Source organism: Enterobacter sp. R4-368 (genome assembly GCF_000410515.1).
Lineage (GTDB): Bacteria > Pseudomonadota > Gammaproteobacteria > Enterobacterales > Enterobacteriaceae > Kosakonia.
This window is the reverse complement of sequence record NC_021500.1, coordinates 1,405,363-1,429,853: the sequence shown is the minus strand read 5'-3', so window position 1 is coordinate 1,429,853 and position 24,491 is coordinate 1,405,363. Positions and strand designations below refer to the sequence as shown.

Below are 24,491 nucleotides of genomic sequence, written 5' to 3'. Positions count from 1 at the left end.
GGCTCTGCCCTTTTGCTTTTCAAACCGTACATTATTAACGGGCATCATGGACACAAAACGCATTCCGCAAGCCACGTCGCCCCTGGCCGCGTGGCTTTCTTATCTGGAAAACCTGCACAGTAAAACCATCGATTTGGGCCTTGAGCGCGTAAGCCAGGTGGCGGCGCGTCTTGATGTGCTCCGTCCCGCGCCGTTTGTCTTTACCGTTGCCGGAACCAATGGCAAAGGCACGACCTGCCGCACCCTGGAATCTATCCTGCTGGCTGCGGGTTATCGCGTCGGCGTTTACAGTTCGCCACATCTGGTGCGTTACACCGAACGCGTGCGCGTACAGGGCGATGAGCTGCCCGAGAGCGCACATACTCATTCGTTTGCCGAAATTGAAGCGGTGCGTGGCGATATTTCGCTGAGTTACTTTGAATACGGCACTCTGTCGGCGCTGTGGCTGTTTAAACAGGCGCAGCTCGATGTGGTGATCCTCGAAGTCGGCCTTGGTGGTCGCCTGGATGCGACCAATCTGGTCGATGCCGATGTCGCCATTGTCACCAGCATTGCGCTTGATCATACCGACTGGCTGGGGCCGGATCGTGAAAGTATTGGCCGCGAAAAAGCAGGGATCTTCCGCGCCGGGAAACCGGCGGTGGTGGGCGAACCGGACATGCCGTACACCATTGCCGGGGTGGCGCAGGAAAAAGGCGCGCACCTGCTGCGTCGCGGCGTGGACTGGCAGTATGAGGTGGACGCTGATAGCTGGTGTTTTCGCGATGCGCAGGGCGAGCTGAACGGATTGCCGCTACCGCAGGTACCGCAGCCGAATGCCGCAACGGCTGTAGCCGCGCTGCGTGCCAGCAAGCTGGCGGTGAACGAGCAGGCTATCCGCGACGGTATCGCCGGGGCGATTTTACCCGGACGCTTCCAGATTGTGAGCGAGTCGCCGCGTCTCATCCTCGATGTCGCGCATAATCCTCACGCGGCAGGCTATCTTGCCGGGCGTCTTTCCGCACTACCGAAAACCGGGCGCGTGCTGGCGGTGATTGGCATGCTGCATGATAAAGACATCGCCGGAACGCTTGCCTGTCTGGAGCCGGTGGTCGATAGCTGGTATTGTGCCCCTCTGGAAGGGCCGCGCGGTGCGACAGCGGAACAACTGCTGGAACATCTGCAAACCGGTCGTGCATGGCCGGATGTCGCGCAGGCCTGGCAGGCGGCAATGGCGGACGCCGATGCCTGCGATACCGTGCTGGTGTGTGGCTCGTTCCACACGGTGGCGCATGTCATGGAAGCGATGGAAAAAGCGGGGAGAACCGGTGGCAAGTAAGTTTCAGAACCGTTTGATGGGTACCATTGTGCTGGTCGCGCTCGGGGTGATTATTCTCCCCGGGCTGCTCGACGGGCAGAAAAAGCATTACCAGGATGAGTTCGCGGCAATTCCGCTGGTGCCGAAACCCGGCGATCGCGATGAGCCCGATATGATGCCTGCGGCAACGCAAGCGTTACCGGCGCAGCCGCCGGAAGGGGCTGCGGAGGAGGTGCGCGCCGGGAACGCGGCAGCGCCATCGCTGGATCCGTCGCGCCTGGCGGTGAACGGCAGCCCGGACCCGGAAGTGAGCAGTACGCCGGCAGAACAGCCAAAGCCAAAACCGGTCGAGAAGCCGCAGCCAAAACCGCAACCGCAGCAGCAGGCGCAACCGCCAGCCGCGCGTGAGCAGCAGACGGCGGCCAGCGACGCGCCGGTGAAAGCGCAGGAAGATAAATCCGCGCCGACCGGTAAAGCGTATGTGGTGCAGCTGGGCGCGCTGAAAAACGCCGATAAAGTGAATGAAGTGGTGGGCAAATTACGTGGCGCGGGGTATCGCGTTTACACGTCGCCGACAACGCCGGTTCAGGGTAAAATCACCCGCATTCTGGTGGGACCGGATGCATCACGGGACAAGCTAAAAGATTCGCTCGGCGAGCTTAAACAGATCTCGGGTTTAAGCGGCGTCGTCATGAACTATAGCGCGAATTAATGGCCCAACCTTGCCTCACTTGTTGAGGTAAGCGGGCGAGGGAAGCCAGTAATTACTACGCCCGAAGAGGCCAAAGTTCCGATGGCGTTGAATATTTTTTCAGCGCCATTTTTATTTCCGCGCGGGAAGGAAATCCCTACGCAAACGTTTTCTTTTTCTGTTAGAATGCGCCCCGAACTGGACGACAGGGCGTAAAATCGTGGGACACATATGGTCTGGATTGATTACGCCATCATTGCGGTGATTGGTTTTTCTTGTCTGGTAAGCCTGATCCGCGGCTTTGTTCGTGAAGCGTTATCGCTGGTGACATGGGGCTGTGCTTTCTTTGTCGCCAGTCATTACTACACTTACCTGTCTGTCTGGTTCACGGGCTTTGAAGACGAACTGGTGCGCAATGGCATCGCCATCGCGGTCCTGTTTATCGCGACGCTGATTGTTGGCGCTATCGTTAACTATGTGATCGGTGCGCTGGTGGAGAAAACCGGCCTGTCGGGTACTGACAGGGTGTTGGGGATCTGTTTTGGCGCGCTACGCGGCGTGCTGATCGTCGCCGCCATTCTGTTCTTTCTGGATACCTTTACAGGCCTGTCGAAAAGTGACGACTGGCAGAAGTCGCAGCTTATCCCGCAATTCAGCTTCATCATCAGATGGTTCTTTGACTATCTGCAAAGCTCGTCGAGTTTCTTGCCCAGGGCATAAGCCCTGAGATGTGGCTTAGAGTTTGGTGTATTAGGCTATTTTACTCGCCATTTTGAACCTGGGCAGTGCTCACAATCCTCGCGTACTACGTGTACGCTCCGGTTGTTGCGCGCTGTCCGTGTTCAAACTGTTTTCGACAATTACGCCTACTAAACCAAACTCTTAACGAGGAAAAGACGTATGTGCGGTATTGTCGGTATCGCCGGTTTTATGCCGGTAAACCAGTCGATTTATGACGCGTTGACGGTGCTTCAGCACCGTGGGCAGGATGCTGCGGGCATCATCACAATTGATGCCAATAACTGTTTCCGTCTGCGTAAAGCAAACGGCATGGTGAGTGATGTATTTGAAGCCCGCCATATGCAGCGTATGCAGGGCAATATGGGTATTGGTCACGTACGTTATCCCACGGCGGGCAGCTCCAGTGCTTCAGAAGCGCAGCCTTTTTACGTTAACTCCCCGTACGGCATTACGCTTGCGCACAACGGCAATCTGACCAACGCGCATGAGCTGCGTAAAAAGCTGTTCGAAGAGAAGCGTCGCCACATTAACACCACCTCTGATTCTGAAATCCTGCTCAATATCTTTGCCAGCGAGTTGGATAACTTCCGCCACTATCCGCTGGAAGCAGACAACATTTTTGCCGCTATTGCCGCTACTAACCGCCAGATCCGCGGTGCGTACGCTTGTGTGGCAATGATCATCGGCCACGGCATGGTCGCGTTTCGCGACCCGAATGGCATCCGTCCGTTGGTGCTGGGCAAACGCGAGATCGGCGATGGCCGTACCGAGTATATGGTCGCCTCTGAAAGCGTGGCGCTGGATACGCTGGGCTTCGAATTCCTGCGTGATATCGCGCCGGGCGAAGCGGTATATATCACTGAAAAAGGCCAGTTGTTCAGCCGTCAGTGCGCGGACAACCCGGTCAGCAACCCGTGCCTGTTCGAGTACGTTTACTTTGCACGCCCGGACTCCTTCATCGACAAAATTTCCGTCTACAGCGCGCGTGTCAACATGGGCACCAAGCTTGGCGAAAAAATTGCCCGCGAGTGGGAAGATCTGGACATCGACGTGGTAATTCCGATTCCGGAAACCTCCTGCGATATCGCACTGGAAATCGCCCGTATTCTCGGCAAACCGTACCGCCAGGGGTTTGTGAAAAACCGCTATGTTGGCCGCACCTTTATCATGCCGGGCCAACAGCTGCGCCGTAAGTCTGTGCGCCGCAAACTGAACGCCAACCGTGCCGAGTTCCGCGATAAAAACGTGCTGCTGGTGGATGACTCCATCGTGCGCGGCACCACTTCTGAGCAGATTATCGAGATGGCGCGTGAAGCGGGCGCGAAGAAGGTTTATCTCGCTTCTGCCGCCCCGGAAATTCGTTTCCCGAACGTCTACGGTATCGACATGCCAACGGCAAATGAGCTGATTGCCCACGGTCGTGAAGTGGACGAAATTCGCCAGATCATCGGCGCTGACGGGCTGATTTTCCAGGATCTTAACGATTTGATTGACGCGGTGCGTGCCGAAAACCCGGATATTCAGCAGTTTGAATGCTCGGTATTTAACGGCGTCTACGTCACTAAAGATGTCGATCAGCAATACCTCGATTATCTCGACTCCCTGCGTAATGACGATGCCAAAGCAGTACAGCTTCAGAACGAAGTGGAAAGTTTAGAGATGCATAACGAAGGTTGATCCTTCCGCGCCCCTCGCTCTGAGGGGCGCAATCTGTTGCAACGCCCTCTATAATCAGGCAAAGTTCGTGCGTGCAAAAAGGGGCAACAATCATGAAACGACTCATTGTGGGGATCTCTGGCGCCAGCGGTGCCATCTACGGCGTGCGCTTGCTGCAGGTGCTGCGTGACGTGGCGGAAGTGGAAACCCATCTGGTTATGAGTCAGGCCGCCCGACAGACCCTCTCTCTGGAAACCGACTACTCGCTGCGCGATGCGCAGTCGCTGGCGAACGTGGTGCATGACGCGCGCGATATCGCTGCCAGTATCTCTTCCGGCTCGTTTAAAACCGCAGGCATGGTGATTTTGCCATGCTCGATCAAAACCCTTTCCGGCATTGTGCACAGTTATACCGACAGCCTGCTGACGCGTGCGGCGGATGTGGTGCTCAAAGAGCGCAGACCACTGGTGCTGTGCGTGCGTGAAACACCGTTGCACCTTGGGCACCTGCGTTTGATGACGCAAGCGGCGGAACTGGGAGCGGTAATTATGCCGCCGGTTCCGGCGTTTTATCATCGCCCGCAAAGTTTGCAGGAGGTGGTTGATCAGACGGTTAACCGCGTGCTGGATCAGTTCGATATTGAATTACCCCACGACCTTTTTACCCGCTGGCAAGGGAGCGATGTCGCAAAATAGTGCGTCGCTTACCGGCATGCGCTTTTTTGGGGCAATTCTGCAAGCGCGATCATATCCTCAACATTTAATCCTCTTTTCGCTGTGTTAGCACTGCGGTTCGTTCAGCAGAGCTGCTATCTTTCATCATTAAGTAAGTTTGCAACGTTTTATTAACATATTTAACGCGGTGTTTTTTAACGCCCGGGAAAGTGGCATAAGACGTGCAAGGTAACTGTCAGCAACACACACAACACAACGTAATACAAAATAAAAACAGAACACTTGAGGGTAATGTATGAAGAAGACGGTTCTCGCTCTGTTTTTACTGCTGGGCCTGTCGGCGACGGCCAGCGTTTATGCAGCGCTTCCCCAGACGGTACGCATCGGTACGGATGCGACCTACGCGCCGTTCTCATCGAAAGATGCGAAAGGGAACTTCGTGGGTTTTGATATCGATCTCGGCAATGAAATGTGCAAACGCATTCATGTGAAATGCACCTGGGTGGGCAGCGATTTCGACGCGCTGATCCCGTCGCTGAAAGCGAAAAAAATCGATGCCATTATCTCTTCTCTGTCGATTACCGAAAAACGTCAGCAGGAGATCGCCTTCTCTGACAAGCTCTACGCCGCAGATTCCCGCCTGATCGCCGCTAAAGGCTCGCCGATTCAACCGACGCTGGAGTCGCTGAAAGGCAAGCATGTTGGCGTGCTGCAAGGATCAACGCAGGAAGGTTACGCCAATGACAACTGGCGCAGCAAAGGCATTGATGTGGTGGCTTATCAGAACCAGGATCTGATTTATTCTGACCTCGCCGCAGGTCGTCTGGACGCTGCGTTCCAGGATGAAGTCGCCGCCAGCGAAGGCTTCCTGAAACAGCCCGCCGGGAAAGATTTTGCTTTTGCTGGCCCGTCAGTAAAAGACAAAAAATACTTTGGTGACGGCACCGGTATCGGCTTGCGTAAAGATGATACCGAGCTGAAAGCCGCTTTTGACAAAGCGTTTGCCGAACTGCGCAAAGACGGCACCTACGACAAACTCGCCAAGAAATACTTCGACTTTAACGTCTACGGCGATTAAGACTGGCCGACCCGCTATGCCGGGTCAAAAGGGAAAACTGTGCCATGCCGGAAAATCGGCATGGTGCAGAGATACGGTGAATGCTCCAGAATAGTGCCTTGAATGCTTCATAATGGTGCATAAGTGCATAGTTAAGCATTCAGAATGCAAATAAAAGCCATTGGACAGCCATAATTTTTTGCCTTAACGGGGCATAAAGTGGCACGATAGCGGCACCGTGTTGTGATGAGAATTCCCTTAGGGAAGACAGTCTGTTGAGGATAATGATGAAAAAACTGGTGTTATCTCTTTCTCTGGTGCTCGCTTTCTCCAGCGTTTCCAACGTGTTCGCCGCCATTCCGCAAAAATTACGTATCGGTACCGATCCGACCTATACACCATTCGAATCGAAGAATGCGCAGGGGGAATTAGTGGGTTTTGATATCGATCTGGCAAAAGAGCTCTGTAAACGCATTAATACGCAATGTGTGTTTATCGAAAACCCACTCGACGCGCTGATCCCGTCTCTGAAAGCGAAAAAAATCGATGCCATTATGTCGTCGCTCTCCATTACGGAAAAACGCCAGCAGGAAATTGATTTTACCGACAAGCTCTACGCGGCAGATTCCCGCCTGGTGGTAGCGAAAGATTCTGATGTTCAGCCGGAGCTGGACAAACTGAAAGGCAAACGCATTGGCGTACTGCAAGGCACCACGCAGGAAACCTACGGCAACGTACATTGGGCACCGAAAGGCGTAGAAATTGTCTCCTATCAGGGGCAGGACAATATTTACTCCGACCTGACCGCAGGCCGTATCGACGCCGCGTTTCAGGATGAAGTGGCCGCCAGCGAAGGTTTCCTGAAAACCCCGCAGGGCAAAGCCTATAAGTTTGGTGGTCCTTCCATTAAAGACGAAAAACTGTTTGGCGTCGGTACCGGTATGGGCGTGCGTAAAGGCGACACCGAATTGCGCGACGCGCTGAATAAAGCCTTTGCAGAGATGCGCGCTGACGGGACTTACGAAAAGCTGGCGAAGAAATACTTTGATTTTGATGTTTACGGTGGTTAACACCACGCGTGATTAACGTGCGGCCCCTCCCGCTGCGGGAGGGGAAGAGACACGGCAACACCACACACGACAGGACTGGCTGCATGCTGTACGGGTTTTCTCAAGTTATTTTACAAGGCGCGCTGGTCACGCTGGAGCTGGCTCTCAGTTCCGTGGTGCTGGCGGTGCTGATTGGCCTTGCGGGCGCGGGAGCGAAGCTCTCGAAAAACCGGTTTCTCGCGCTGATCTTTGAAGGCTACACCACGCTTATTCGCGGTGTACCGGATCTGGTGCTGATGCTGCTTATTTTTTACGGCCTGCAAATTGCGCTCAATGGCATTACTGATGCGCTGGGTATGGAACAGCTGGATATTGATCCGATGGTGGCGGGTATCATCACGCTCGGCTTTATCTACGGCGCCTATTTCACTGAAACTTTCCGCGGTGCTTATATGGCGGTGCCGAAGGGGCATATTGAAGCCGCAACCGCCTTCGGTTTTACCGGTCTTCAGACTTTCCGCCGCATCCTGTTTCCGGCGATGATGCGTTACGCGCTGCCGGGCATTGGCAATAACTGGCAGGTGATCCTCAAAGCCACTGCGCTGGTCTCGTTGCTGGGGCTGGAAGATGTGGTTAAAGCTACTCAGCTCGCCGGGAAAAGCACCTGGGAGCCTTTCTATTTCGCCATTGTCTGCGGCGTCATTTATCTCATTTTTACAACGGCTTCCAATGGCGTACTGCTTCTGCTCGAACGTCGCTACTCGGTGGGTGTGAAGAGGGCTGACCTGTGATCGAGATTATTCAGGAGTACTGGAAATCCCTGCTGTGGAGCGATGGCTATCGCCTGACCGGCGTGGCTATCACGCTGTGGTTGCTGATCTCCTCGGTGGTGATGGGCGGCGTGATGGCGGTGTTTCTGGCTATCGGGCGCGTTTCCAGCAACAAATTTATCTGTTTCCCGATTTGGTTATTCACCTATGTGTTTCGCGGCACGCCGTTGTATGTGCAGTTGCTGGTGTTCTACTCCGGGATGTACACGCTGGAAGTGGTGAAGGGTACCGAACTGCTGAACGCCTTTTTCCGCAGTGGCCTTAACTGTACGGTGCTGGCGCTCACGCTCAACACCTGCGCCTATACAACCGAGATTTTCGCCGGGGCGATCCGCTCTGTGCCGCACGGTGAAATTGAAGCGGCGCGCGCCTACGGTTTCTCCTCGTTCAAAATGTATCGCAGCATTATCCTGCCCTCGGCGTTGCGCATCGCGCTGCCCGCTTACAGCAACGAGGTGATTTTGATGCTGCACTCCACCGCACTGGCATTTACTGCCACCGTGCCGGATCTGTTGAAAATTGCTCGCGATATTAACTCTGCGACCTACCAGCCGTTTACCGCGTTTGGTCTTGCCGCAGTGCTGTATCTGATTATCTCTTATGTGCTGATAAGCCTCTTTCGCAAAGCGGAAAAGCGCTGGCTTCAGCATATGAAACCTTCTTCGACGCACTGAGAACACGATGTCTGAGAATAAATTAAACGTTATCGATCTACACAAGCGCTACGGCGAGCATGAAGTGCTGAAAGGGGTGTCGTTGCAGGCGAACGCTGGTGATGTGATTAGCATCATTGGCTCCTCCGGCTCCGGTAAAAGTACGTTTCTGCGCTGCATTAACTTTCTCGAAAAACCGAGCGAAGGCTCGATTGTGGTTAACGGACAGAATATCAATCTGGTGCGCGACAAAGACGGCCAGTTAAAAGTCGCCGACAAAAACCAGCTGCGTCTGCTGCGTACCCGTCTGACGATGGTGTTCCAGCACTTCAATTTGTGGAGCCATATGACGGTATTAGAAAACGTCATGGAAGCGCCCATTCAGGTGCTCGGTCTGAGCAAGCAGGAAGCCCGCGAACGTGCGGTGAAATACCTGGCGAAGGTCGGCATTGATACGATGCAGCAGCAAAAATACCCGGTGCATTTATCCGGTGGTCAGCAGCAGCGCGTCTCCATTGCCCGTGCGCTGGCGATGGAGCCGGAAGTGTTGCTGTTTGATGAGCCCACTTCGGCGCTGGATCCGGAACTGGTGGGCGAAGTGCTGCGCATCATGCAACAGCTGGCGGAAGAGGGGAAAACAATGGTGGTGGTGACCCATGAAATGGGGTTTGCCCGCCATGTTTCCACGCACGTTATCTTCCTGCATCAGGGCAAGATTGAAGAGGAAGGCACACCGGATGAATTATTCGGCAATCCGAAAAGCCCGCGTTTGCAGCAGTTCCTCAAAGGTTCGCTGAAATAAAGTGCCTTAACGGGAAGGTGGCGAGACAGGCCACCATCCCTGCGGGATGCCGTTCGCTGAGATAAAACGATAGTGGGTAAACACGGCGCCCCTGGCGCTGACGCGTTTTTCCAGCTGCACTTTCTGTGCGCCGGGCACAACGATGGCATCGCGCGTGCACAGCTCAATCGGACGCTGAAGCCACTCGTCATAGAAACGTAACCCGGCTTCGCAGTGCTTACTCTTACTTACCGGTGGACCAGGGTGACCAATCGAGAAAGCCACTTCACTGTGCACCATCTCGTTTGCGCTATAGCGCACCCACGCTTCCGGCACATTCCACAACGTCATCTCTGCGAACAAAACAAGGCCCAAAAACGTCAGCAGCCGGGTTTTATTGTGGGTGACTTTTTTCCTGCTACACCATGTCGCTAATAATGCCACCAGCACGGCAATTGCCAGCATCACCCACGTGTCGGGCGCGCCCGCTTGCAGGTAGACTTTATGGCTAAGCCTGCTGGCAAACAATATCCAGATAATCCATATCGTGAACAGTACCAGATAAAGCCAAAATCGCGTTTTGCCGGATTTCATCCCGTCCGTATCCCTCTCTTTTAAAGTGCCTGTCAGCGCCGCGTGTAAGCCTTATTTTTCACGCCGGTAAACCCAGTCGTCATAATACTCGCCATGGAGCAGATACACTTTTTCCAGCACTTGTACGCGGGTAAAACCGCTCTTTTCCAGCACTCGTACGGAACCCTGATTGTCCGCCAGTACCCACGCATTCAGCGCATTCACTTTACCCTGTGAAAAGACGTAATCGCAGAGCGCTTGCAGGGCTTCGGAGGCGATGCCGCGCCCCTGGGCTGCTGGCGCAACCGAATAACCAACATCGGCTTCGTGTGGGTTATGCTGGCTGATACGCAGGCCGATATCGCCAACCGCGCTGTGTTGGTCACGAATGATAAAGGCGTTGCTGTCCCGCAGGCGATCGTCAAACAGGGTGCGGATTTGTGCCCTTGAGGCGATTTCGGCCATATAGCGCATCACGCTGTCGTTTGAACGCAGCTGCAGAAAAAAAGGCCAGTCGGATTCCAGAAATGAAGAGAGCGTAAAGCGGGGCGTGTGCAACGTCATGAAATCGCCTTTGCGGTGGTAAGGCGTTTTAGCTTACCACCGCCAGCGACGTACGGATGCCACGAAAATTAGGAGGGAACCACATCCCCCAGCGCCTCTTCCAGATCGTACCAGCGGAAGGCAAAACCGGCGGCTTCGAGGCGTTTTGGCAGCGCGCGTTGGCCGCCAAGCACCAGCACCGCAGATTCACCCATCATCAGGCGCACGGCAAACGCCGGGGCGCGCATGATGGTTGGGCGGTGCAACACATGACCGAGCGTATGCGAGAACTGCTCATTACGAACCGGATAGGGTGAAACCATATTGAACGGCCCGCGCAGATCGTTATCCAGCAGCCAGAGTATGCCGTTAACCATGTCGTCTATATGGATCCACGCCAGATACTGGCGACCATCGCCAATCGGGCCGCCAAGGCCAAGACGAAACAGCGGCAGCAGCTTAGCGAGAATGCCGCCTTTCGGTGCGAGCACTACGCCTGTGCGCAGCAGGCAAACCCGGGTGCGATCGCTTTGCGCTTCACAGGCGATTTGCTCCCAGCGGGCGCACAGCTTATGAGTAAATTCGTTGTGGGGCGGCTCTTCCTCTGTGACCACCACTTCACCGAGATCGCCGTAGTAACCGGAAGCTGAACCGGAAATCAGCACCTGCGGCGGTGTATCACTGGCGTTGATCAGATCGACTATCCGCTGGGTTATCTGCCAGCGGCTGTTGCACAGACGCTGTTTTTGCTCCTCGCTCCAGCGCTTATCGGCAATGGGTTCACCGGCCAGATTGATCACCGCATCGACATCATTCAGGTTGCTCAGCTCGTTCAGCCCTTTTAACAGGCTGACGCGCGCATCAAGCAACTGTTGTGCTTTGGCGGGGTTGCGCGTTACCACCGTCACACTGTGTTTTAGCTCCAGCAGGCGGGGGATCAGATGACGACCAATCAGGCCAGTTCCGCCGGTAATCAGTATCTTCATGCTTCCCTCCAGGATGTGTGTGCTTTTCCTCAGCATATGTGACTCAGCAAAACCCGCATGCGATGGCGGGCACATTTTGCATCAAATTTTTCAGCAATGTGAAGAGGTTACCCGCAATGCTTATACGTGTTGCGCCTTCTGAAGCGCCCGCTCAGTCGCCGGGCGAGTGCGAATGCGCTCAAACCAGTTAAATACCGCCGGGTAATCCTCCAGATCGACGCGCTGACGCGCGTGGGCATTGATCCACGGCCAGGCGGCAATATCGGCAATGCTGTAATGCTCGCCTGCCAGCCACGGTACGCGCTCAAGACGCTTATTCAGCACCTGATATAAACGCTGGGTTTCTACCTGGTAGCGCTCAATAGCGTAGGGCACCGGCTGCGGCGCAAAGTGGTTAAAGTGGTGGTTTTGTCCGAGCATTGGCCCCAGCCCGCCAACCTGCCAGAACAGCCATTGCAGCGTAAGATGGCGCTCGCGGAGTTCACCGCTAAGTAATTTTCCCGTTTTTTCCGCCAGATAAAGCAGGATCGCCCCGGATTCGAATATGCTAAGCGGCGCACCGCCGTCGGCGGGCAGATGGTCGACAATGGCGGGAATTTTGTTGTTAGGTGAGATGGTCAGAAAATCGGGGCGAAACTGATCGCCTTTGCTGATATCCACACGGATCAGGCGATATTCCAGCTCCGCCTCTTCCAGAAAAAGCGTTATTTTATGACCGTTTGGTGTGGGCGCAAAATAGAGGTCTATCATCAAAGCTCCCGTTAAGCGGAAAAGAAACGTCTGAGTTTGAGTATAGGTGTTACCTCTGATGCGTGAACTTTCATCAAGTGACAGTGCGCACAGGACGTTATATTTTGAAGAAAAATCCCAACTACTGAACGAGGATGTTATGAGCGAACCGGCTATTACCTTATGGTCTGACGCAGAGTATTTTTCCCCGTATGTGCTGTCGGCCTATGTCGCACTACATGAAAAAGGACTGCCCTTTACCCTGAAAACCGTTGATCTCGATAGTGGTGCGCAACGTGCGCCGGACTGGCCGGGTTTCAGCCTGACGCAACGTGTGCCGGTGCTGGAGATTGAAGGGTTTGAGCTCAGTGAATCCACGGCGATTGATGAATATCTGGAGGAGCGCTTCGCCCCGCCGGAGTGGGAACGTATTTATCCGCTTGATCTGCAAAAACGTGCGCGCGCCCGGCAAATTCAGGCCTGGCTGCGCAGCGATTTGATGCCTATCCGCGAAGAGCGTTCGACAACGGTGGTGTTTGCCGGCGCCAAAAAAGCGCCGCTCAGTGCTGCCGGGCAGGCGAGCGCCGCCAAGCTGTTCGCGATTGCCAGTGAGCTGCTGGCGCACGATAAACCGAATCTGTTTGGCGAATGGTGTATCGCTGATGTTGACCTGGCATTGATGCTGAATCGGCTTGTGTTGAACGGCGACAACGTCCCGGAGCGGCTGGCGGATTACGCTACCTTCCAGTGGCAACGCTCGTCGGTCCAGCGCTTTGTTGCACTTTCCGCTAAGCGCGCGGGCTGATAAGCCCGACAACTTCCGTTATTATGGGGCGTTTTCTTCCACATGAGGTGCAGTGATGAAACTGATGTTTGCATCGGATATTCATGGGTCGTTGCCCGCGACGGAACGCGTACTGGAACTGTTCGCGCAAAGTGATGCCCGCTGGCTGGTGATCCTTGGCGATGTGCTGAATCACGGCCCGCGCAATGCCTTACCAGAAGGCTACGCGGCAGCGCAGGTGGCGGAACGTTTGAACGAACAGGCCAGCCGGATTGTTGCCGTGCGCGGCAACTGCGACAGTGAAGTGGATCAGATGCTACTGACGTTCCCGATTACGGCGCCCTGGCAGCAGGTTTTACTGCCTGAACGCCGCCTGTTTTTGACGCACGGTCATCTCTTTGGCCCGGATGACGAGCCGCCGCTGGCGGCGGGCGATGTGCTGGTCTATGGTCATACGCATATTCCGGTTGCTGAGAAACGGGGCGATATTTTCCACTTCAACCCCGGTTCGGTCAGTATCCCAAAAGGCGGGTTCGCGGCCAGCTACGGCATGCTGGAAGAGGACGTATTGCGCGTTATCACACTTAATGATCAGCGGGTTATTGCGCAGATCACGATTAATCCGTAAGTTACCTTTCAACCGAAACGCGCCAACAGAGCGCCCTAAAGAGAAGATTTCCCGATGGTGGAACAGAGTCATTTTGCAGGCATGGAGTGGGTGGATATTGTCAATGAAGACAATGAGGTGATAGCGCAGGCCAGCCGTCAGCAAATGCGGGCGCAATGTCTGCGTCACCGCGCAACCTACATTGTGGTGCATGATGGGATGGGCAAAGTGCTGGTACAGCGTCGCACAGAGATCAAAGATTTTATGCCCGGTATGCTGGATGCCACCGCCGGTGGTGTGGTGCAGGCAGGGGAAAACCTGCTGGATTCCGCGCGCCGCGAAGCGGAAGAGGAGTTAGGTATTGCGGGTGTGCCGTTTGCCGAGCATGGCCAGTTTTACTTTGAAGATGAACACTGTCGGGTCTGGGGCGGGCTGTTCAGTTGCGTTTCCCACGGTCCATTCGCGTTACAGGAAGAAGAGGTCAGCGAAGTATGCTGGATGACGCCGGAAGAGATCACCGCCCGCTGCGACGAGTTCACCCCTGATTCACTGAAAGCGCTGGCGCTGTGGATGACGCGCAATGCCAGCAATGATGTGGAAATAGCGCAGGAAACGGAATAACTAGCAGCTATCTCGCAAGCAAAACGTCGGTGCAATCGGCGTTTTGTTTTCCCAGGTTTCATCATTCAGTCGCGCCAGCAGCGCGCGTCCTGCTTCAATACCAATCTTGCGATGCGGCACGGAAATTGTCGTTAACGGTGGCACACATACCCGGCTGACATCGCTGTCGCCGAAGCCGACAATCGCTAAATCGTCCGGAACCTTAATTCTGCGCCGTTGGCACTCGTAAAGCGCGCCGCAGGCCAGCTCATCCGAGACACACACCAATGCGTCCAGTTCCGGCCACGCCAGCAGAAATTCCGGCAATTGTGCCGCTCCCGTAGAAAAGATGGGCGGTGCGGCGGCATTGATCACCCTGTTTGGTGAAAGATGGTGACGTAGCATCGCTTTATACCAACCCTGCAAATGTTGCTGAAAAATCCACTGCTCCTGGTTGGCACACAATAAGCCGATATTCTGATAACCGCGCTGCACCAGCATTTGCGTCAGTTCGAACATTGCCGCAACGTTATCAATACCGATATTCATATCAATGGGATCGGCGCGCACCGCACCGATTTCGATTACCGGAATAGAGGCGTTTTTCAGCCAGTGGCGTACGGTATCGCTATGTTCGACGCTAAGTAAAATGGCCGCGGCCAGATTGGAGGCGAGCAGCGTTTCCAGCAGCTTCTCCTCCTGCTCCAGCCGGTGCTGTGATTCGGCGAGCATGATTTGATAGCCCGCAGGTTGTAACACCTGCTGCAAACCGGCGAACATTTCCGAGCAGCCGGATTCGGCAAGGCTCGGCACCACCATGGCAATCGTCCACGATGAGGCGGAAGCCAGCGCGCTGGCCGCGAGGTTAGGCATGTACCCCAGTTCCTGCACGGCAGCTTCTATTTTCTCGCGCAATTTATCTGAAACCTGCTCCGGGGTACGTAATGCCCTGGAGACGGTCATGGTGCCGACGCCCGCCAGTTGCGCCACATCGGCAAGGGTGACTTTTCCTGTGCTCCGACGTTTTCGGGTAATTGTCATTCCGTTTCCTGAAAGCCCTGATAGCTCAGGCGCTGAGTTATGAGTCATCTCAAGGGAGTATACGCCGGAAATGCCTGCTTTTTCTGCGAATTCCCCTGCGTTTTCATATCTGATAGCGCTATCACATTTTTCGATCATTCCTGTTGGTAGCGCTATCTTTGCGACTATCATCACGGATAAGCGCTGCAGAGTTGCATAAAGTTTGCCCATCTCATCCCGATAAGGAGTGCGAAGTGTTAAACCAATGGCTTAACGACAAAACTATTCAGGTGTTAGAAAGCGTGGAAAACTGGCCGCAAGCGCTGGAGATTTGCGCCAGACCGCTGCTCGCGTCCGGCACCATTACGCCGGAGTATGTGACGGCCATTGTCGCGCAACATCACAAACTGGGACCGTATTATGTGCTGGCACCAGGGCTGGCCATGCCGCATGCCAGGCCGGAGGAAGGGGCAAAAGGCTTAGGCCTGTCATTATTAAAATTGTCTCAAGGGGTGAATTTTGGATCTGAAGAATCCGATCCGGTTGATACCATTATTATGTTGGCCGCACCGGATAAAGACAGCCATATTGAAATGATCGCCGCGCTGGCAGAGTTATTTTCCAGCGATGAAGATATTGCACAATTACATCGTGCAAACACTCAGGAGGAAATTAAAAAAATTATTCATCGTTTCTGATTTTTATTTTATTTCACCAGTGATGAAACATTGCCTGCTATGGGCGATGCGGTTGTACTCTACTCAAAAAAGGTAAACACAATGAAAATAATGGCAATTTGCGGATCCGGCCTGGGCAGTAGTTTTATGGTCGAAATGAATATTAAAAAAGTGCTTAAAAAATTAAATATTGAAGCGGAAGTCGAACATTCCGACCTCTCTTCTGCCACACCAGGTGCCGCCGATGTGTTTGTAATGGCAAAAGATATTGCAGCCAGCGCCAGCGTGCCGGAAAACCAGTTGGTTGTACTTAACAACATTATTGATATCAATGAACTGGAAGCGAAAATCAGCGCTTTCTTCGCCAGCCGTTAACATCAACCGGATGCAGCGCACCACGGTGCGACATGCATAAAGCGAGGTGGATATGTTTATCCTTGAAACGCTAAACTTTGTTGTTGATATTTTGAAAGTCCCGTCAGTATTGGTGGGGTTAATTGCGCTGATTGGCCTGGTTGCGCAGAAAAAATCTTTTTCGGATGTCGTCAAAGGCACAGTGAAAACCATTCTTGGTTTTATCGTGCTCGGCGGCGGTGCAACGGTATTAGTTGGGTCGTTAAACCCGTTGGGCGGTATGTTTGAGCACGCTTTTAATATTCAGGGGATTATTCCGAATAACGAAGCGATTGTTTCAATTGCGCTTGAAAAATATGGCGCGTCTACAGCGCTGATCATGGCGTTCGGTATGGTGGCGAATATTATTGTCGCGCGCTTTACGCGGCTGAAATACATTTTCCTTACCGGACATCACACCTTTTATATGGCCTGCATGATTGGGGTGATCCTCACCGTTGCCGGATTTGAAGGTATCGGTTTGGTGTTTACCGGTTCGCTGATTCTCGGCCTGGTGATGGCGTTTTTCCCGGCGATTGCACAGCGTTATATGAAGCGGATCACCGGCAACGACGATATCGCTTTTGGTCATTTTGGTACGCTGGGCTACGTGTTATCCGGCTGGATCGGCAGTAAATGCGGTAAAGGGTCACGTTCAACCGAAGAGATGAACCTGCCGAAAAACCTGAGCTTCCTGCGAGACAGTTCCATCTCTATCTCGCTGACAATGATCATTATTTATATGATCCTCGCCGTATGTGCCGGGCGTGAGTATGTTGAGGGACAACTGAGCGCCGGGCAGAACTTCCTCGTCTACGCGATTATTCAGGCTATCACCTTTGCCGCAGGTGTGTTCATTATCCTGCAAGGCGTTCGCTTGATCCTGGCGGAAATCGTGCCGGCCTTTACCGGCTTTTCTGAAAAACTGGTCCCCAATGCCCGTCCGGCGCTGGATTGCCCGGTGGTTTATCCCTATGCGCCAAACGCAGTGTTGGTTGGCTTCCTGTTCAGTTTTCTCGGCGGGCTGGTGGGGCTGTTCCTGCTCGGTCAGATGAAGCTGGTGCTGATTCTGCCTGGCGTGGTACCGCATTTCTTCACCGGTGCAACGGCGGGCGTGTTTGGTAACGCTACCGGCGGGCGACGGGGCGCGATGATCGGTGCCTTCGCCAACGGTTTGCTGATCACCTTCCTGCCGGTGTTGCTGCTGCCTGTACTGGGCGCGCTCGGCTTTGCCAATACCACTTTCTCCGATGCCGACTTTGGCTTTATTGGCATTGTGCTGGGCAACCTCGCGCGTTATCTGTCACCGATGGCCATTACCGGTCTGGTGGTGGCGTTGTTCATTGCCTTAGTGATCTGGAATGTGATGTCAAAAGGCAAGTCGGCTGCCAGCGATGCAGATGAAAAGAACGGAGCGAAGTCATGAGCACAATTGCAGAAGTAACACAATTTGCGCGGGACATTCGTGTCGCCACTCTCAGGGCCTTAACGCATCTTGGTTTTGGGCACTATGGCGGCAGCATGTCGGTGGTAGAAACCCTCGCGGTGTTGTATGGCGAGGTCATGCGGATTGACCCGGCCGACCCGGACTGGCCGGAACGCGACTACTTTGTGCTCTCGAAAGGTCACGCTGGCCCGGCGCTGTATAGCACGTTGGCATTGAAAGGCTATTTTCCTCAGGAAGCGCTAATGACGCTCAACGAAAATGGAACCCGTTTGCCAAGCCATCCGGATCGCTTAAAAACGAGGGGCGTAGATGCCACAACCGGATCGCTGGGGCAGGGCATTTCCATCGCGGGGGGAATAGCGCTAGGCCATAAGCTGGCGGGCAGGCCTAATCGCGTGTTTTGTATCGTTGGCGATGGTGAGTTAAATGAAGGGCAGTGCTGGGAAGCATTCCAGTTTATTGCCCATCATCGGCTCAACAATCTGACGGTGTTTGTTGACTGGAACAAGCAACAACTGGATGGCGAGCTGGATGAAATTATCTGCGCCTTCGATCTGCAAGGGAAATTCCGCGCCTTCGGTTTTGATGTCTGTACGGTGAAGGGGGACGACATTGCTGCCCTTCTGGAGGTGGTGAAGCCTGTTCCGCCAGCCGATGCAAGGCCGCGGTTGGTGATCCTCGATAGCATTAAAGGGCAGGGGGTGCCGTACCTCGAAAGTCTCAGTAATTCTCACCACTTACGCCTGACAGATGAGATGAAGCAGGCGCTAAACGACACCATTAAACAACTGGAGGCGGCACATGATTAAGGTGGCTGAACCCGGCGGCAAAGACAGTATCGAGATGCGCAAAGTCTATGCCGGTTTTATCAGCGAGCAGATCGAGGCAGGCAGCGATATTATCGCCCTGGAAGCCGACTTGATGAGTTCGATGGCGATGGATGGTGTCCATAAAAAGTATCCGCAGCAGGTGATCAATTGCGGCATCATGGAAGCGAACGTGATCGGCACGGCGGCAGGGCTTTCACTGACTGGACGTAAACCGTTTGTGCACACGTTCACCGCTTTTGCCAGCCGACGCTGTTTCGACCAGTTGTTTATGGCGCTCGATTACCAGCGCAACAATGTCAAGGTTATCGCCTCCGATGCGGGTGTCACCGCGTGCCACAACGGCGGGACGCACATGTCATTTGAGGATATGGGGATTGTGCGCGGGCTGGCGCATTCGGTCGTGCTGGAAGTGACAGATGCGGTAATGTTTTCCGATATTTTGCATCAACTGGCGGAGCTGGAAGGTTTTTACTGGGTGCGCACCATCCGCAAACAGGCGCCGACCATCTACCAGCCGGGCTCACGCTTCACCATCGGTAAAGGTAATGTGCTGTGCGAGGGGACAGACATTACGTTAATTGCCAATGGCATTATGGTTGCCGAAGCCCTGACCGCCGCGCAGCAACTGGCGCAAGAAGGTATCAGCGTGGCGGTGATCGATATGTTTACTTTAAAACCTATCGACCGTGAGCTGGTGAAGAACTACGCAGAGAAGACCAGGCGGATTGTTACCTGTGAGAACCACAGCATTCATAACGGGCTGGGCTCAGCCGTGGCGGAAGTGTTAGTGGAAACCAGCCCGGTGCCGATGCGCCGTGTTGGCGTGAAGGAACGTTATGGCCAGGTAGGGACACAGGATTTTCTGCAACAAGAGTATGGACTCACAGCGAATGACATCGTGGCGGCGGCACGCGAGCTGTTGTAAATAAGCAGGTGTAAATAAAAAAGGCGACCATCAGGTCGCCTTTTTGTTGCCGGTTACAGCAGATTACTGCTGTGAAGCCTGGATCGCGGTCAGTGCGATGGTGTAGACGATATCGTCAACCAGCGCGCCACGGGACAGGTCGTTAACCGGTTTACGCATACCCTGCAGCATCGGCCCGATGGAGATCAGGTCGGCAGAACGCTGTACCGCTTTGTAGGTGGTGTTACCGGTGTTCAGATCCGGGAAGATGAACACGGTAGCGCGACCTGCAACCGGAGAGTTCGGCGCTTTGGATTTCGCAACGTCAGCCATAACGGCAGCGTCGTACTGCAACGGACCGTCGATCACCAGGTCAGGACGTTTTTCCTGTGCCAGACGCGTTGCTTCGCGCACTTTCTCTACATCGCTACCCGCGCCGGAGTTACCGGTGGAGTAGGAGAGCATTGCCACACGCGGTTCGATACCGAACGCGATAGCGGAATCCGCAGACTGAATCGCGATTTCTGCCAGCTGTTCAGCGGTAGGATCCGGGTTGATGGCGCAGTCACCGTACACATAAACCTGTTCCGGCAGCAGCATAAAGAACACGGAAGAAACCAGTGAGCTGCCCGGTGCGGTTTTGATCAACTGCAGCGGCGGACGGATGGTGTTCGCGGTGGTGTGCACAGCACCGGAAACCAGACCGTCAACTTCGTCCTGTTCCAGCATCAGCGTGCCGAGAACCACGTTGTCTTCCAGCTGTTCGCGGGCGACGGCTTCGGTCATGCCCTTGCTCTTACGCAGCTCAACCAGGCGAGCAACGTAGCTTTCACGTACCACGTCCGGATCGACGATTTCAATCCCGGTGCCCAGCTCAACGCCTTGCGCAGCGGCAACGCGATTGATCTCGTCCGGGTTACCCAGCAGGATACAGGTCGCGATACCACGTTCAGCACAGATAGCGGCAGCTTTCACGGTACGCGGTTCGTCGCCTTCCGGCAGAACAACGCGTTTGCCCGCTTTGCGCGCCAGCTCAGTCAACTGGTAACGGAATGCCGGCGGAGAGAGACGACGGCTGCGTTCGGAAGTTGCGGTCAGAGAATCGATCCACTGGGCATTGATGTAGCCAGCTACGTATTCCTGAACGTTTTCGATACGCTCGTTATCATCAACCGGAACTTCCAGGTTGAAGCTCTGCAGGCTCAGGGAGGTCTGCCAGGTGTTGGTATTCACCATAAATACCGGCAGGCCGGTGGCGAATGCACGTTCACACAGTTTGCGCACGCTGGCGTCCATTTCGTAACCGCCAGTCAGCAGCAGCGCCCCGATTTCCACGCCGTTCATCGCGGCAAGGCAAGCAGCAACCAGCACGTCCGGACGATCTGCGGAGGTCACCAGCAGTGAACCCGGGCGGAAGTGTTCCAGCATGTGCGGAATGCTGCGCGCACAGAAGGTCACGGATTTCACACGGCGGGTTTTGATATCGCCTTCGTTAACAATGGTCGCATTCAGGTGGCGGGCCATGTCGATTGCGCGGGTAGCAATCAGATCGAAGCTCCACGGCACAGCGCCCAGCACCGGCAGCGGGCTGGCTTCTTGCAGTTTCGCCGGATCGATATGAATAACTTTTGCTTTGGACGAGTCATCAAAAATTTCAGACAGGTCAGGGCGGGTACGGCCTTGTTCATCAACCGGTGCGTTCAGTTTGTTAACGATAACGCCAGTGATGTTGGTGTTTTTCGTGCCGCCGAAGCTGTTGCGGGTCAGTTCGATACGCTCTTTCAACTGCTCTGGCGTGTCGGTGCCCTGAGACATGACAAACACGATTTCTGCGTTCAGCGTTTTCGCGATTTCAAAGTTCAGCGATTGCGCGAACTGATGTTTACGCGTCGGAACCAGACCTTCAACCAGCACCACTTCAGCGTCTTTGCTGCTTTCGTGATAGCGGGCGATGATCTCTTCCATCAGCACGTCTTTCTGGTTGCTGGAGAGCAGCGACTCAACGTGGCTCATTTTCAGCGGTTCTGCTGCAGTCAGGCCAGAGTTGGCACGCACGATTGTGGTGGTCTGGTCTGGCGCATCGCCACCGGCGCGCGGCTGAGCGATCGGTTTAAAGACGCTCAGACGAACGCCTTTGCGTTCCATAGCACGGATAACGCCAAGGCTGACGCTGGTCAGGCCGACGCTGGTTCCGGTAGGGATCAGCATAATAATACGGGACACGGTTAATCCTCTTTCGTTACCGTCTTGCGAGACGGGTTACAAAACAGCACCGCCAGCGTGGGCTGGCGGTGTGTGGAATCAGGCAGTCAGGCGGCTCGCGTCTTGCGCGATGACCAGCTCTTCGTTTGTCGGGATAACGACAGCCGGGCGGGTGCCTTCTTTGTTGATAAAGCCAGACTTACCAAAACGGGCAGCCAGGTTACGTTCGTGATCAACTTCAAAGCCGAGAACGCCCAGTTTGCCCAGAGACAGCTCACGTACCATGGCGGCGTTTTCACCGATACCACCGGTGAAGACAACCGCGTCCAGACGACCGTCCATCAGCGCAGTGTAAGAGCCGATGTACTTCGCCAGACGGTGGCAGTAAACGTCCATTGCGCGTTTCGCGTCTTCTTTATCTTTGTAGTTGTCTTCTACATAACGGCAGTCGCTGGTGACTTCGGTCAGACCCAGCAGACCGGACTCTTTGGTCAGCATTTTGTTGATAGCTTCAACGCTCATGCCCAGAGTGTCATGCAGATGGAAAATGATAGCCGGATCGATATCACCAGAACGGGTACCCATTACCAGGCCTTCCAGCGGGGTCAGACCCATGGACGTGTCAACGCATTTGCCGTTACGGATAGCGGAAACAGAACCACCGTTGCCCAGGTGGCAGGTGATGATGTTCAGTTCTTCAACCGGTTTGTTCAAGACTTTGGCTGCTTCCTGAGTCACATAGAAGTGGCTGGTGCCGTGTGCACCGTAGCGACGAACTCCGTGCTCTTTGTACAGTTTGTACGGCAGCGCATACAGGTAGGATTCTTCCGGCATGGTGGTATGGAACGCCGTATCGAAGACAGCCACGTTTTTGTCTTTCAGGTTCGGGAAGGATTTCAGCGCTTCGGCGATACCGATCAGATGAGCCGGGTTGTGCAGCGGTGCGAAAGAGGCTGCGTCTTTGATGCCCTGAATAACGGATTCGTCGATAACCACAGAGCTGGTGTATTTTTCGCCACCGTGCACGATGCGGTGACCGATTGCGGTCAGTTGTGCAGACAGTTCTGGTTTTTGTGCCAGAATAGTGTTAACGATAAAGTTCAGCGCTTCGCTGTGAGCGGCACCTGCACCTAAAGCCGCTTCTTGTTTACCGCCATCAATTTTCCACTTGATGCGCGCTTCAGGAAGGTGGAAACATTCGGCTAAACCAGAAAGGTACTCGTCACCATTAACTGCATCGATGATTGCGAATTTCAGTGAGGAGCTACCGCAGTTCAGAACCAGTACTAACTTACTCGACATGGAAGTACCTATTTATGATACGTGGCTAAAAAAGGTCAGTGAGTCGCACAGCGTAGCGCAGGTGGACACTGACAATTATGATTAACATCATGCCGGGTTTACTTTCTGGCATGATGAGAAGAATACATAAAATTTTAAGCTATTTTGCGCAAATTTCAGGCAGTGGCATAATGAGCTTAAATTTGACGACTTAAAGATATTCGTCTAATGAACCGGTCAAGGCCGCCACAGGATACCTGATACCAGGTGGGATTGACAAAAAATTTTAACGATGTCATTCACAGTTGTTGTTTTGCACAATTTTTTTAATTTTTATATGTGAAGTTGAGGTAAACCATGTCCACTTCAGAGAATCGACCCGTCACTTTTTTTAGTTTGTTTCGTCGGGGTCAGCACTATGCGAAGACCTGGCCTATGGAAAAACGCCTCGCTCCGATGTTCGTTGAAAACCGCGTGATCCGCGCAATGCGCTATGCCACGCGCTTTATGCCGCCAGTGGCAGTGTTTACTCTCTGCTGGCAAATTGCGCTCGGTGGCCAGCTTGGCCCGGCGGTGGCTACCGCGTTGTTTGCGCTGAGCCTGCCAATGCAGGGGCTTTGGTGGCTGGGTAAGCGTTCCGTGACGCCGCTACCGCCGTCAATTCTGCACTGGTTTTATGAAGTGCGCGGCAAGCTGCAAGAAGCGGGTCAGGCGCTGGCACCTGTAGAGGGTAAGCCTGATTACCAGGCGCTGGCCGACACGCTTAAACGTGCTTTTAAACAGCTCGATAAAACATTTCTTGATGATTTGTGAGTTTGAGCAAATTTCGTAATCTCTATAAAAGAAGGCATTTTTGCGATGTCTTCTTTTTTATTTTTCATCGTGTTCTACCCAAAACCCCCGGCAAATCAAAAAAGCCGTCTTTTTCAGCAGGTAAACTCAAGACATCTTTTTTAATGCGCCGATGTGCCACAGGAGTCGAAAGATGGAAATGACTAATGCCCAACGTCTGATCTTATCCAACCAGTACAAAATGATGACCATGATGGACCCGGCAAATGCGGAGCGCTATCGCCGTTTGCAAACCATTATTGAGCGTGGATATGGCCTGCAAATGCGTGAGTTGGATCGTGAATTCGGCGAGTTGAAAGAAGAGACCTGTCGCACGGTTATCGACATCATGGAGATGTACCACGCACTGCATGTCTCCTGGACCAACCTGAAAGATACCAGCGCCATTGATGAGCGCCGCGTGACTTTCCTTGGCTTTGACGCCGCAACGGAAGCGCGTTATCTCGGCTATGTGCGTTTTATGGTCAACATCGAAGGCCGTTATACCCATTTCGACGCGGGAACCCATGGCTTTAACGCGCAAACCCCAATGTGGGAAAAATATCAGCGCATGCTGAGCGTGTGGCACTCCTGCCCGCGTCAGTACCACCTGAGCAGTAACGAAATTAATCAGATTATTAACGCCTGAGGAGGT

General features: G+C 54.0%; 27 protein-coding genes. 20 read left to right on the top strand and 7 right to left on the bottom strand.

All coding sequences use genetic code 11. From position 1 onward, the window contains the following. Nucleotides 1-46 precede the first annotated feature (46 nt). The 10 genes from folC (at nt 47) to hisP (ending at nt 9,450) form a co-directional block, all read left to right on the top strand. Nucleotides 47-1,318: a bifunctional tetrahydrofolate synthase/dihydrofolate synthase gene (gene folC / locus H650_RS06665; protein WP_020454557.1), complete on the top strand. Its 1,272-nt coding sequence runs from the start codon at nt 47-49 to the stop codon at nt 1,316-1,318. Then, nucleotides 1,308-2,009 (top strand): cell division protein DedD, encoded by a 702-nt coding sequence (dedD, locus tag H650_RS06660; RefSeq protein ID WP_020454556.1) that lies wholly within the window; start codon nt 1,308-1,310, stop codon nt 2,007-2,009. Before folC ends, dedD begins: the two co-directional genes overlap by 11 nt. A 210-nt stretch (nt 2,010-2,219) precedes the next feature. Then, nucleotides 2,220-2,708 carry a colicin V production protein gene (cvpA, locus tag H650_RS06655; RefSeq protein WP_020454555.1) on the top strand — a complete coding sequence of 163 codons (489 nt, stop codon included), beginning with the start codon at nt 2,220-2,222 and terminating at the stop codon, nt 2,706-2,708. Between the two features lie 180 nt (nt 2,709-2,888). Further along, nucleotides 2,889-4,406 (top strand): amidophosphoribosyltransferase, encoded by a 1,518-nt coding sequence (purF, locus tag H650_RS06650; protein WP_017458622.1) that lies wholly within the window; start codon nt 2,889-2,891, stop codon nt 4,404-4,406. A 92-nt stretch (nt 4,407-4,498) separates the two neighbouring features. After that, entirely contained in the window at nt 4,499-5,080 is a 582-nt protein-coding gene (locus H650_RS06645; RefSeq protein ID WP_020454554.1) for a UbiX family flavin prenyltransferase, read from the top strand. Between the two features lie 274 nt (nt 5,081-5,354). Beyond that, the gene (gene argT, locus H650_RS06640; protein WP_020454553.1) at nt 5,355-6,137 is read left to right on the top strand and encodes a lysine/arginine/ornithine ABC transporter substrate-binding protein ArgT; all 783 of its coding nucleotides are present in this window, start codon (nt 5,355-5,357) and stop codon (nt 6,135-6,137) included. A 266-nt stretch (nt 6,138-6,403) separates the two neighbouring features. After that, nucleotides 6,404-7,186, top strand: a complete 783-nt coding sequence (gene hisJ / locus H650_RS06635; RefSeq protein WP_020454552.1) for a histidine ABC transporter substrate-binding protein HisJ — start codon at nt 6,404-6,406, stop codon at nt 7,184-7,186. 83 nt (nt 7,187-7,269) lie between these two features. Next, nucleotides 7,270-7,956 (top strand): histidine ABC transporter permease HisQ, encoded by a 687-nt coding sequence (locus H650_RS06630; protein ID WP_020454551.1) that lies wholly within the window; start codon nt 7,270-7,272, stop codon nt 7,954-7,956. After that, nucleotides 7,953-8,669, top strand: coding sequence for an ABC transporter permease (locus tag H650_RS06625; protein WP_020454550.1), 717 nt, complete (start codon nt 7,953-7,955; stop codon nt 8,667-8,669). Before H650_RS06630 ends, H650_RS06625 begins: the two co-directional genes overlap by 4 nt. A gap of 7 nt (nt 8,670-8,676) precedes the next feature. Next, nucleotides 8,677-9,450 (top strand): histidine ABC transporter ATP-binding protein HisP, encoded by a 774-nt coding sequence (gene hisP / locus H650_RS06620; protein WP_017458616.1) that lies wholly within the window; start codon nt 8,677-8,679, stop codon nt 9,448-9,450. Between the two features lie 6 nt (nt 9,451-9,456). Here hisP and H650_RS06615 read toward each other — a convergent pair whose 3' ends face one another. The 4 genes from H650_RS06615 to yfcG all read right to left on the bottom strand — a co-directional run bounded on the left by H650_RS06615 (nt 9,457) and on the right by yfcG (nt 12,281). After that, nucleotides 9,457-10,023, bottom strand: a complete 567-nt coding sequence (locus H650_RS06615; RefSeq protein ID WP_020454549.1) for a hypothetical protein — start codon at nt 10,021-10,023, stop codon at nt 9,457-9,459. A 51-nt stretch (nt 10,024-10,074) separates the two neighbouring features. Further along, a complete protein-coding gene (locus tag H650_RS06610) occupies nt 10,075-10,566 on the bottom strand; it encodes a GNAT family N-acetyltransferase (RefSeq protein WP_020454548.1) in 492 nt (163 codons plus the stop codon). A gap of 68 nt (nt 10,567-10,634) precedes the next feature. After that, complete coding sequence (locus H650_RS06605) at nt 10,635-11,531, bottom strand: TIGR01777 family oxidoreductase (protein ID WP_020454547.1); 897 nt, start codon at nt 11,529-11,531, stop codon at nt 10,635-10,637. A gap of 120 nt (nt 11,532-11,651) precedes the next feature. Beyond that, entirely contained in the window at nt 11,652-12,281 is a 630-nt protein-coding gene (gene yfcG / locus H650_RS06600; RefSeq protein ID WP_020454546.1) for a GSH-dependent disulfide bond oxidoreductase, read from the bottom strand. Between the two features lie 139 nt (nt 12,282-12,420). On the opposite strand from yfcG, the gene yfcF reads away from it, so the two are divergent. From yfcF to yfcD, 3 genes are read left to right on the top strand one after another with little or no spacing between them, the layout of a single operon-like run. Further along, a complete protein-coding gene (gene yfcF / locus H650_RS06595; RefSeq protein WP_020454545.1) occupies nt 12,421-13,065 on the top strand; it encodes a glutathione transferase in 645 nt (214 codons plus the stop codon). 55 nt (nt 13,066-13,120) lie between these two features. Further along, nucleotides 13,121-13,672 carry a phosphodiesterase gene (yfcE, locus tag H650_RS06590; RefSeq protein ID WP_020454544.1) on the top strand — a complete coding sequence of 184 codons (552 nt, stop codon included), beginning with the start codon at nt 13,121-13,123 and terminating at the stop codon, nt 13,670-13,672. A gap of 54 nt (nt 13,673-13,726) precedes the next feature. Continuing rightward, nucleotides 13,727-14,272 (top strand): NUDIX hydrolase YfcD, encoded by a 546-nt coding sequence (gene yfcD / locus H650_RS06585; RefSeq protein ID WP_020454543.1) that lies wholly within the window; start codon nt 13,727-13,729, stop codon nt 14,270-14,272. Here yfcD and H650_RS06580 read toward each other — a convergent pair whose 3' ends face one another. Further along, nucleotides 14,273-15,292, bottom strand: a complete 1,020-nt coding sequence (locus tag H650_RS06580; RefSeq protein WP_020454542.1) for a LacI family DNA-binding transcriptional regulator — start codon at nt 15,290-15,292, stop codon at nt 14,273-14,275. A gap of 233 nt (nt 15,293-15,525) precedes the next feature. Here H650_RS06580 and H650_RS06575 point away from each other — a divergent pair, with 233 nt between their 5' ends. The 5 genes from H650_RS06575 to H650_RS06555 all read left to right on the top strand — a co-directional run bounded on the left by H650_RS06575 (nt 15,526) and on the right by H650_RS06555 (nt 19,543). Continuing rightward, nucleotides 15,526-15,969 (top strand): PTS sugar transporter subunit IIA, encoded by a 444-nt coding sequence (locus H650_RS06575; RefSeq protein ID WP_020454541.1) that lies wholly within the window; start codon nt 15,526-15,528, stop codon nt 15,967-15,969. An 81-nt stretch (nt 15,970-16,050) separates the two neighbouring features. Continuing rightward, nucleotides 16,051-16,323, top strand: a complete 273-nt coding sequence (locus H650_RS06570; protein WP_020454540.1) for a PTS sugar transporter subunit IIB — start codon at nt 16,051-16,053, stop codon at nt 16,321-16,323. Nucleotides 16,324-16,375: 52 nt separating this feature from the next. Continuing rightward, entirely contained in the window at nt 16,376-17,767 is a 1,392-nt protein-coding gene (locus H650_RS06565) for a PTS ascorbate transporter subunit IIC (RefSeq protein ID WP_020454539.1), read from the top strand. Continuing rightward, nucleotides 17,764-18,597 carry a transketolase gene (locus tag H650_RS06560; protein ID WP_020454538.1) on the top strand — a complete coding sequence of 278 codons (834 nt, stop codon included), beginning with the start codon at nt 17,764-17,766 and terminating at the stop codon, nt 18,595-18,597. The genes H650_RS06565 and H650_RS06560 overlap by 4 nt, the downstream gene beginning before the upstream one ends. After that, complete coding sequence (locus H650_RS06555) at nt 18,590-19,543, top strand: transketolase family protein (RefSeq protein WP_020454537.1); 954 nt, start codon at nt 18,590-18,592, stop codon at nt 19,541-19,543. The genes H650_RS06560 and H650_RS06555 overlap by 8 nt, the downstream gene beginning before the upstream one ends. Nucleotides 19,544-19,606: 63 nt before the next feature. Here H650_RS06555 and pta read toward each other — a convergent pair whose 3' ends face one another. Together pta and ackA are read right to left on the bottom strand one after the other, a co-directional pair. Continuing rightward, entirely contained in the window at nt 19,607-21,745 is a 2,139-nt protein-coding gene (pta, locus tag H650_RS06550) for a phosphate acetyltransferase (protein WP_017458608.1), read from the bottom strand. A gap of 78 nt (nt 21,746-21,823) precedes the next feature. Beyond that, a complete protein-coding gene (ackA, locus tag H650_RS06545; protein WP_020454536.1) occupies nt 21,824-23,026 on the bottom strand; it encodes an acetate kinase in 1,203 nt (400 codons plus the stop codon). Nucleotides 23,027-23,362: 336 nt separating this feature from the next. On the opposite strand from ackA, the gene yfbV reads away from it, so the two are divergent. After that, nucleotides 23,363-23,818, top strand: coding sequence for a terminus macrodomain insulation protein YfbV (gene yfbV / locus H650_RS06540; protein ID WP_044489434.1), 456 nt, complete (start codon nt 23,363-23,365; stop codon nt 23,816-23,818). A 172-nt stretch (nt 23,819-23,990) separates the two neighbouring features. Then, on the top strand, nt 23,991-24,485 hold the full coding sequence (locus H650_RS06535) for a YfbU family protein (protein ID WP_020454534.1): 495 nt from the start codon (nt 23,991-23,993) through the stop codon (nt 24,483-24,485). The last annotated feature ends 6 nt before the right edge of the window (nt 24,486-24,491 follow it).

What these genes read in the sequence shown, in the direction of transcription:
- folC (WP_020454557.1), top strand. Translation starts at nt 47, where the DNA reads ATGGACACAAAACGCATTCCGCAAGCCACGTCGCCCCTGGCCGCGTGG.
- cvpA (WP_020454555.1), top strand. Translation starts at nt 2,220, where the DNA reads ATGGTCTGGATTGATTACGCCATCATTGCGGTGATTGGTTTTTCTTGT.
- purF (WP_017458622.1), top strand. Translation starts at nt 2,889, where the DNA reads ATGTGCGGTATTGTCGGTATCGCCGGTTTTATGCCGGTAAACCAGTCG.
- H650_RS06645 (WP_020454554.1), top strand. Translation starts at nt 4,499, where the DNA reads ATGAAACGACTCATTGTGGGGATCTCTGGCGCCAGCGGTGCCATCTAC.
- argT (WP_020454553.1), top strand. Translation starts at nt 5,355, where the DNA reads ATGAAGAAGACGGTTCTCGCTCTGTTTTTACTGCTGGGCCTGTCGGCG.
- hisJ (WP_020454552.1), top strand. Translation starts at nt 6,404, where the DNA reads ATGAAAAAACTGGTGTTATCTCTTTCTCTGGTGCTCGCTTTCTCCAGC.
- H650_RS06630 (WP_020454551.1), top strand. Translation starts at nt 7,270, where the DNA reads ATGCTGTACGGGTTTTCTCAAGTTATTTTACAAGGCGCGCTGGTCACG.
- hisP (WP_017458616.1), top strand. Translation starts at nt 8,677, where the DNA reads ATGTCTGAGAATAAATTAAACGTTATCGATCTACACAAGCGCTACGGC.
- H650_RS06615 (WP_020454549.1), bottom strand. Translation starts at nt 10,023, where the DNA reads ATGAAATCCGGCAAAACGCGATTTTGGCTTTATCTGGTACTGTTCACG.
- H650_RS06610 (WP_020454548.1), bottom strand. Translation starts at nt 10,566, where the DNA reads ATGACGTTGCACACGCCCCGCTTTACGCTCTCTTCATTTCTGGAATCC.
- H650_RS06605 (WP_020454547.1), bottom strand. Translation starts at nt 11,531, where the DNA reads ATGAAGATACTGATTACCGGCGGAACTGGCCTGATTGGTCGTCATCTG.
- yfcG (WP_020454546.1), bottom strand. Translation starts at nt 12,281, where the DNA reads ATGATAGACCTCTATTTTGCGCCCACACCAAACGGTCATAAAATAACG.
- yfcF (WP_020454545.1), top strand. Translation starts at nt 12,421, where the DNA reads ATGAGCGAACCGGCTATTACCTTATGGTCTGACGCAGAGTATTTTTCC.
- yfcE (WP_020454544.1), top strand. Translation starts at nt 13,121, where the DNA reads ATGAAACTGATGTTTGCATCGGATATTCATGGGTCGTTGCCCGCGACG.
- yfcD (WP_020454543.1), top strand. Translation starts at nt 13,727, where the DNA reads ATGGTGGAACAGAGTCATTTTGCAGGCATGGAGTGGGTGGATATTGTC.
- H650_RS06580 (WP_020454542.1), bottom strand. Translation starts at nt 15,292, where the DNA reads ATGACAATTACCCGAAAACGTCGGAGCACAGGAAAAGTCACCCTTGCC.
- H650_RS06570 (WP_020454540.1), top strand. Translation starts at nt 16,051, where the DNA reads ATGAAAATAATGGCAATTTGCGGATCCGGCCTGGGCAGTAGTTTTATG.
- H650_RS06565 (WP_020454539.1), top strand. Translation starts at nt 16,376, where the DNA reads ATGTTTATCCTTGAAACGCTAAACTTTGTTGTTGATATTTTGAAAGTC.
- H650_RS06560 (WP_020454538.1), top strand. Translation starts at nt 17,764, where the DNA reads ATGAGCACAATTGCAGAAGTAACACAATTTGCGCGGGACATTCGTGTC.
- H650_RS06555 (WP_020454537.1), top strand. Translation starts at nt 18,590, where the DNA reads ATGATTAAGGTGGCTGAACCCGGCGGCAAAGACAGTATCGAGATGCGC.
- ackA (WP_020454536.1), bottom strand. Translation starts at nt 23,026, where the DNA reads ATGTCGAGTAAGTTAGTACTGGTTCTGAACTGCGGTAGCTCCTCACTG.
- yfbV (WP_044489434.1), top strand. Translation starts at nt 23,363, where the DNA reads ATGTCCACTTCAGAGAATCGACCCGTCACTTTTTTTAGTTTGTTTCGT.
- H650_RS06535 (WP_020454534.1), top strand. Translation starts at nt 23,991, where the DNA reads ATGGAAATGACTAATGCCCAACGTCTGATCTTATCCAACCAGTACAAA.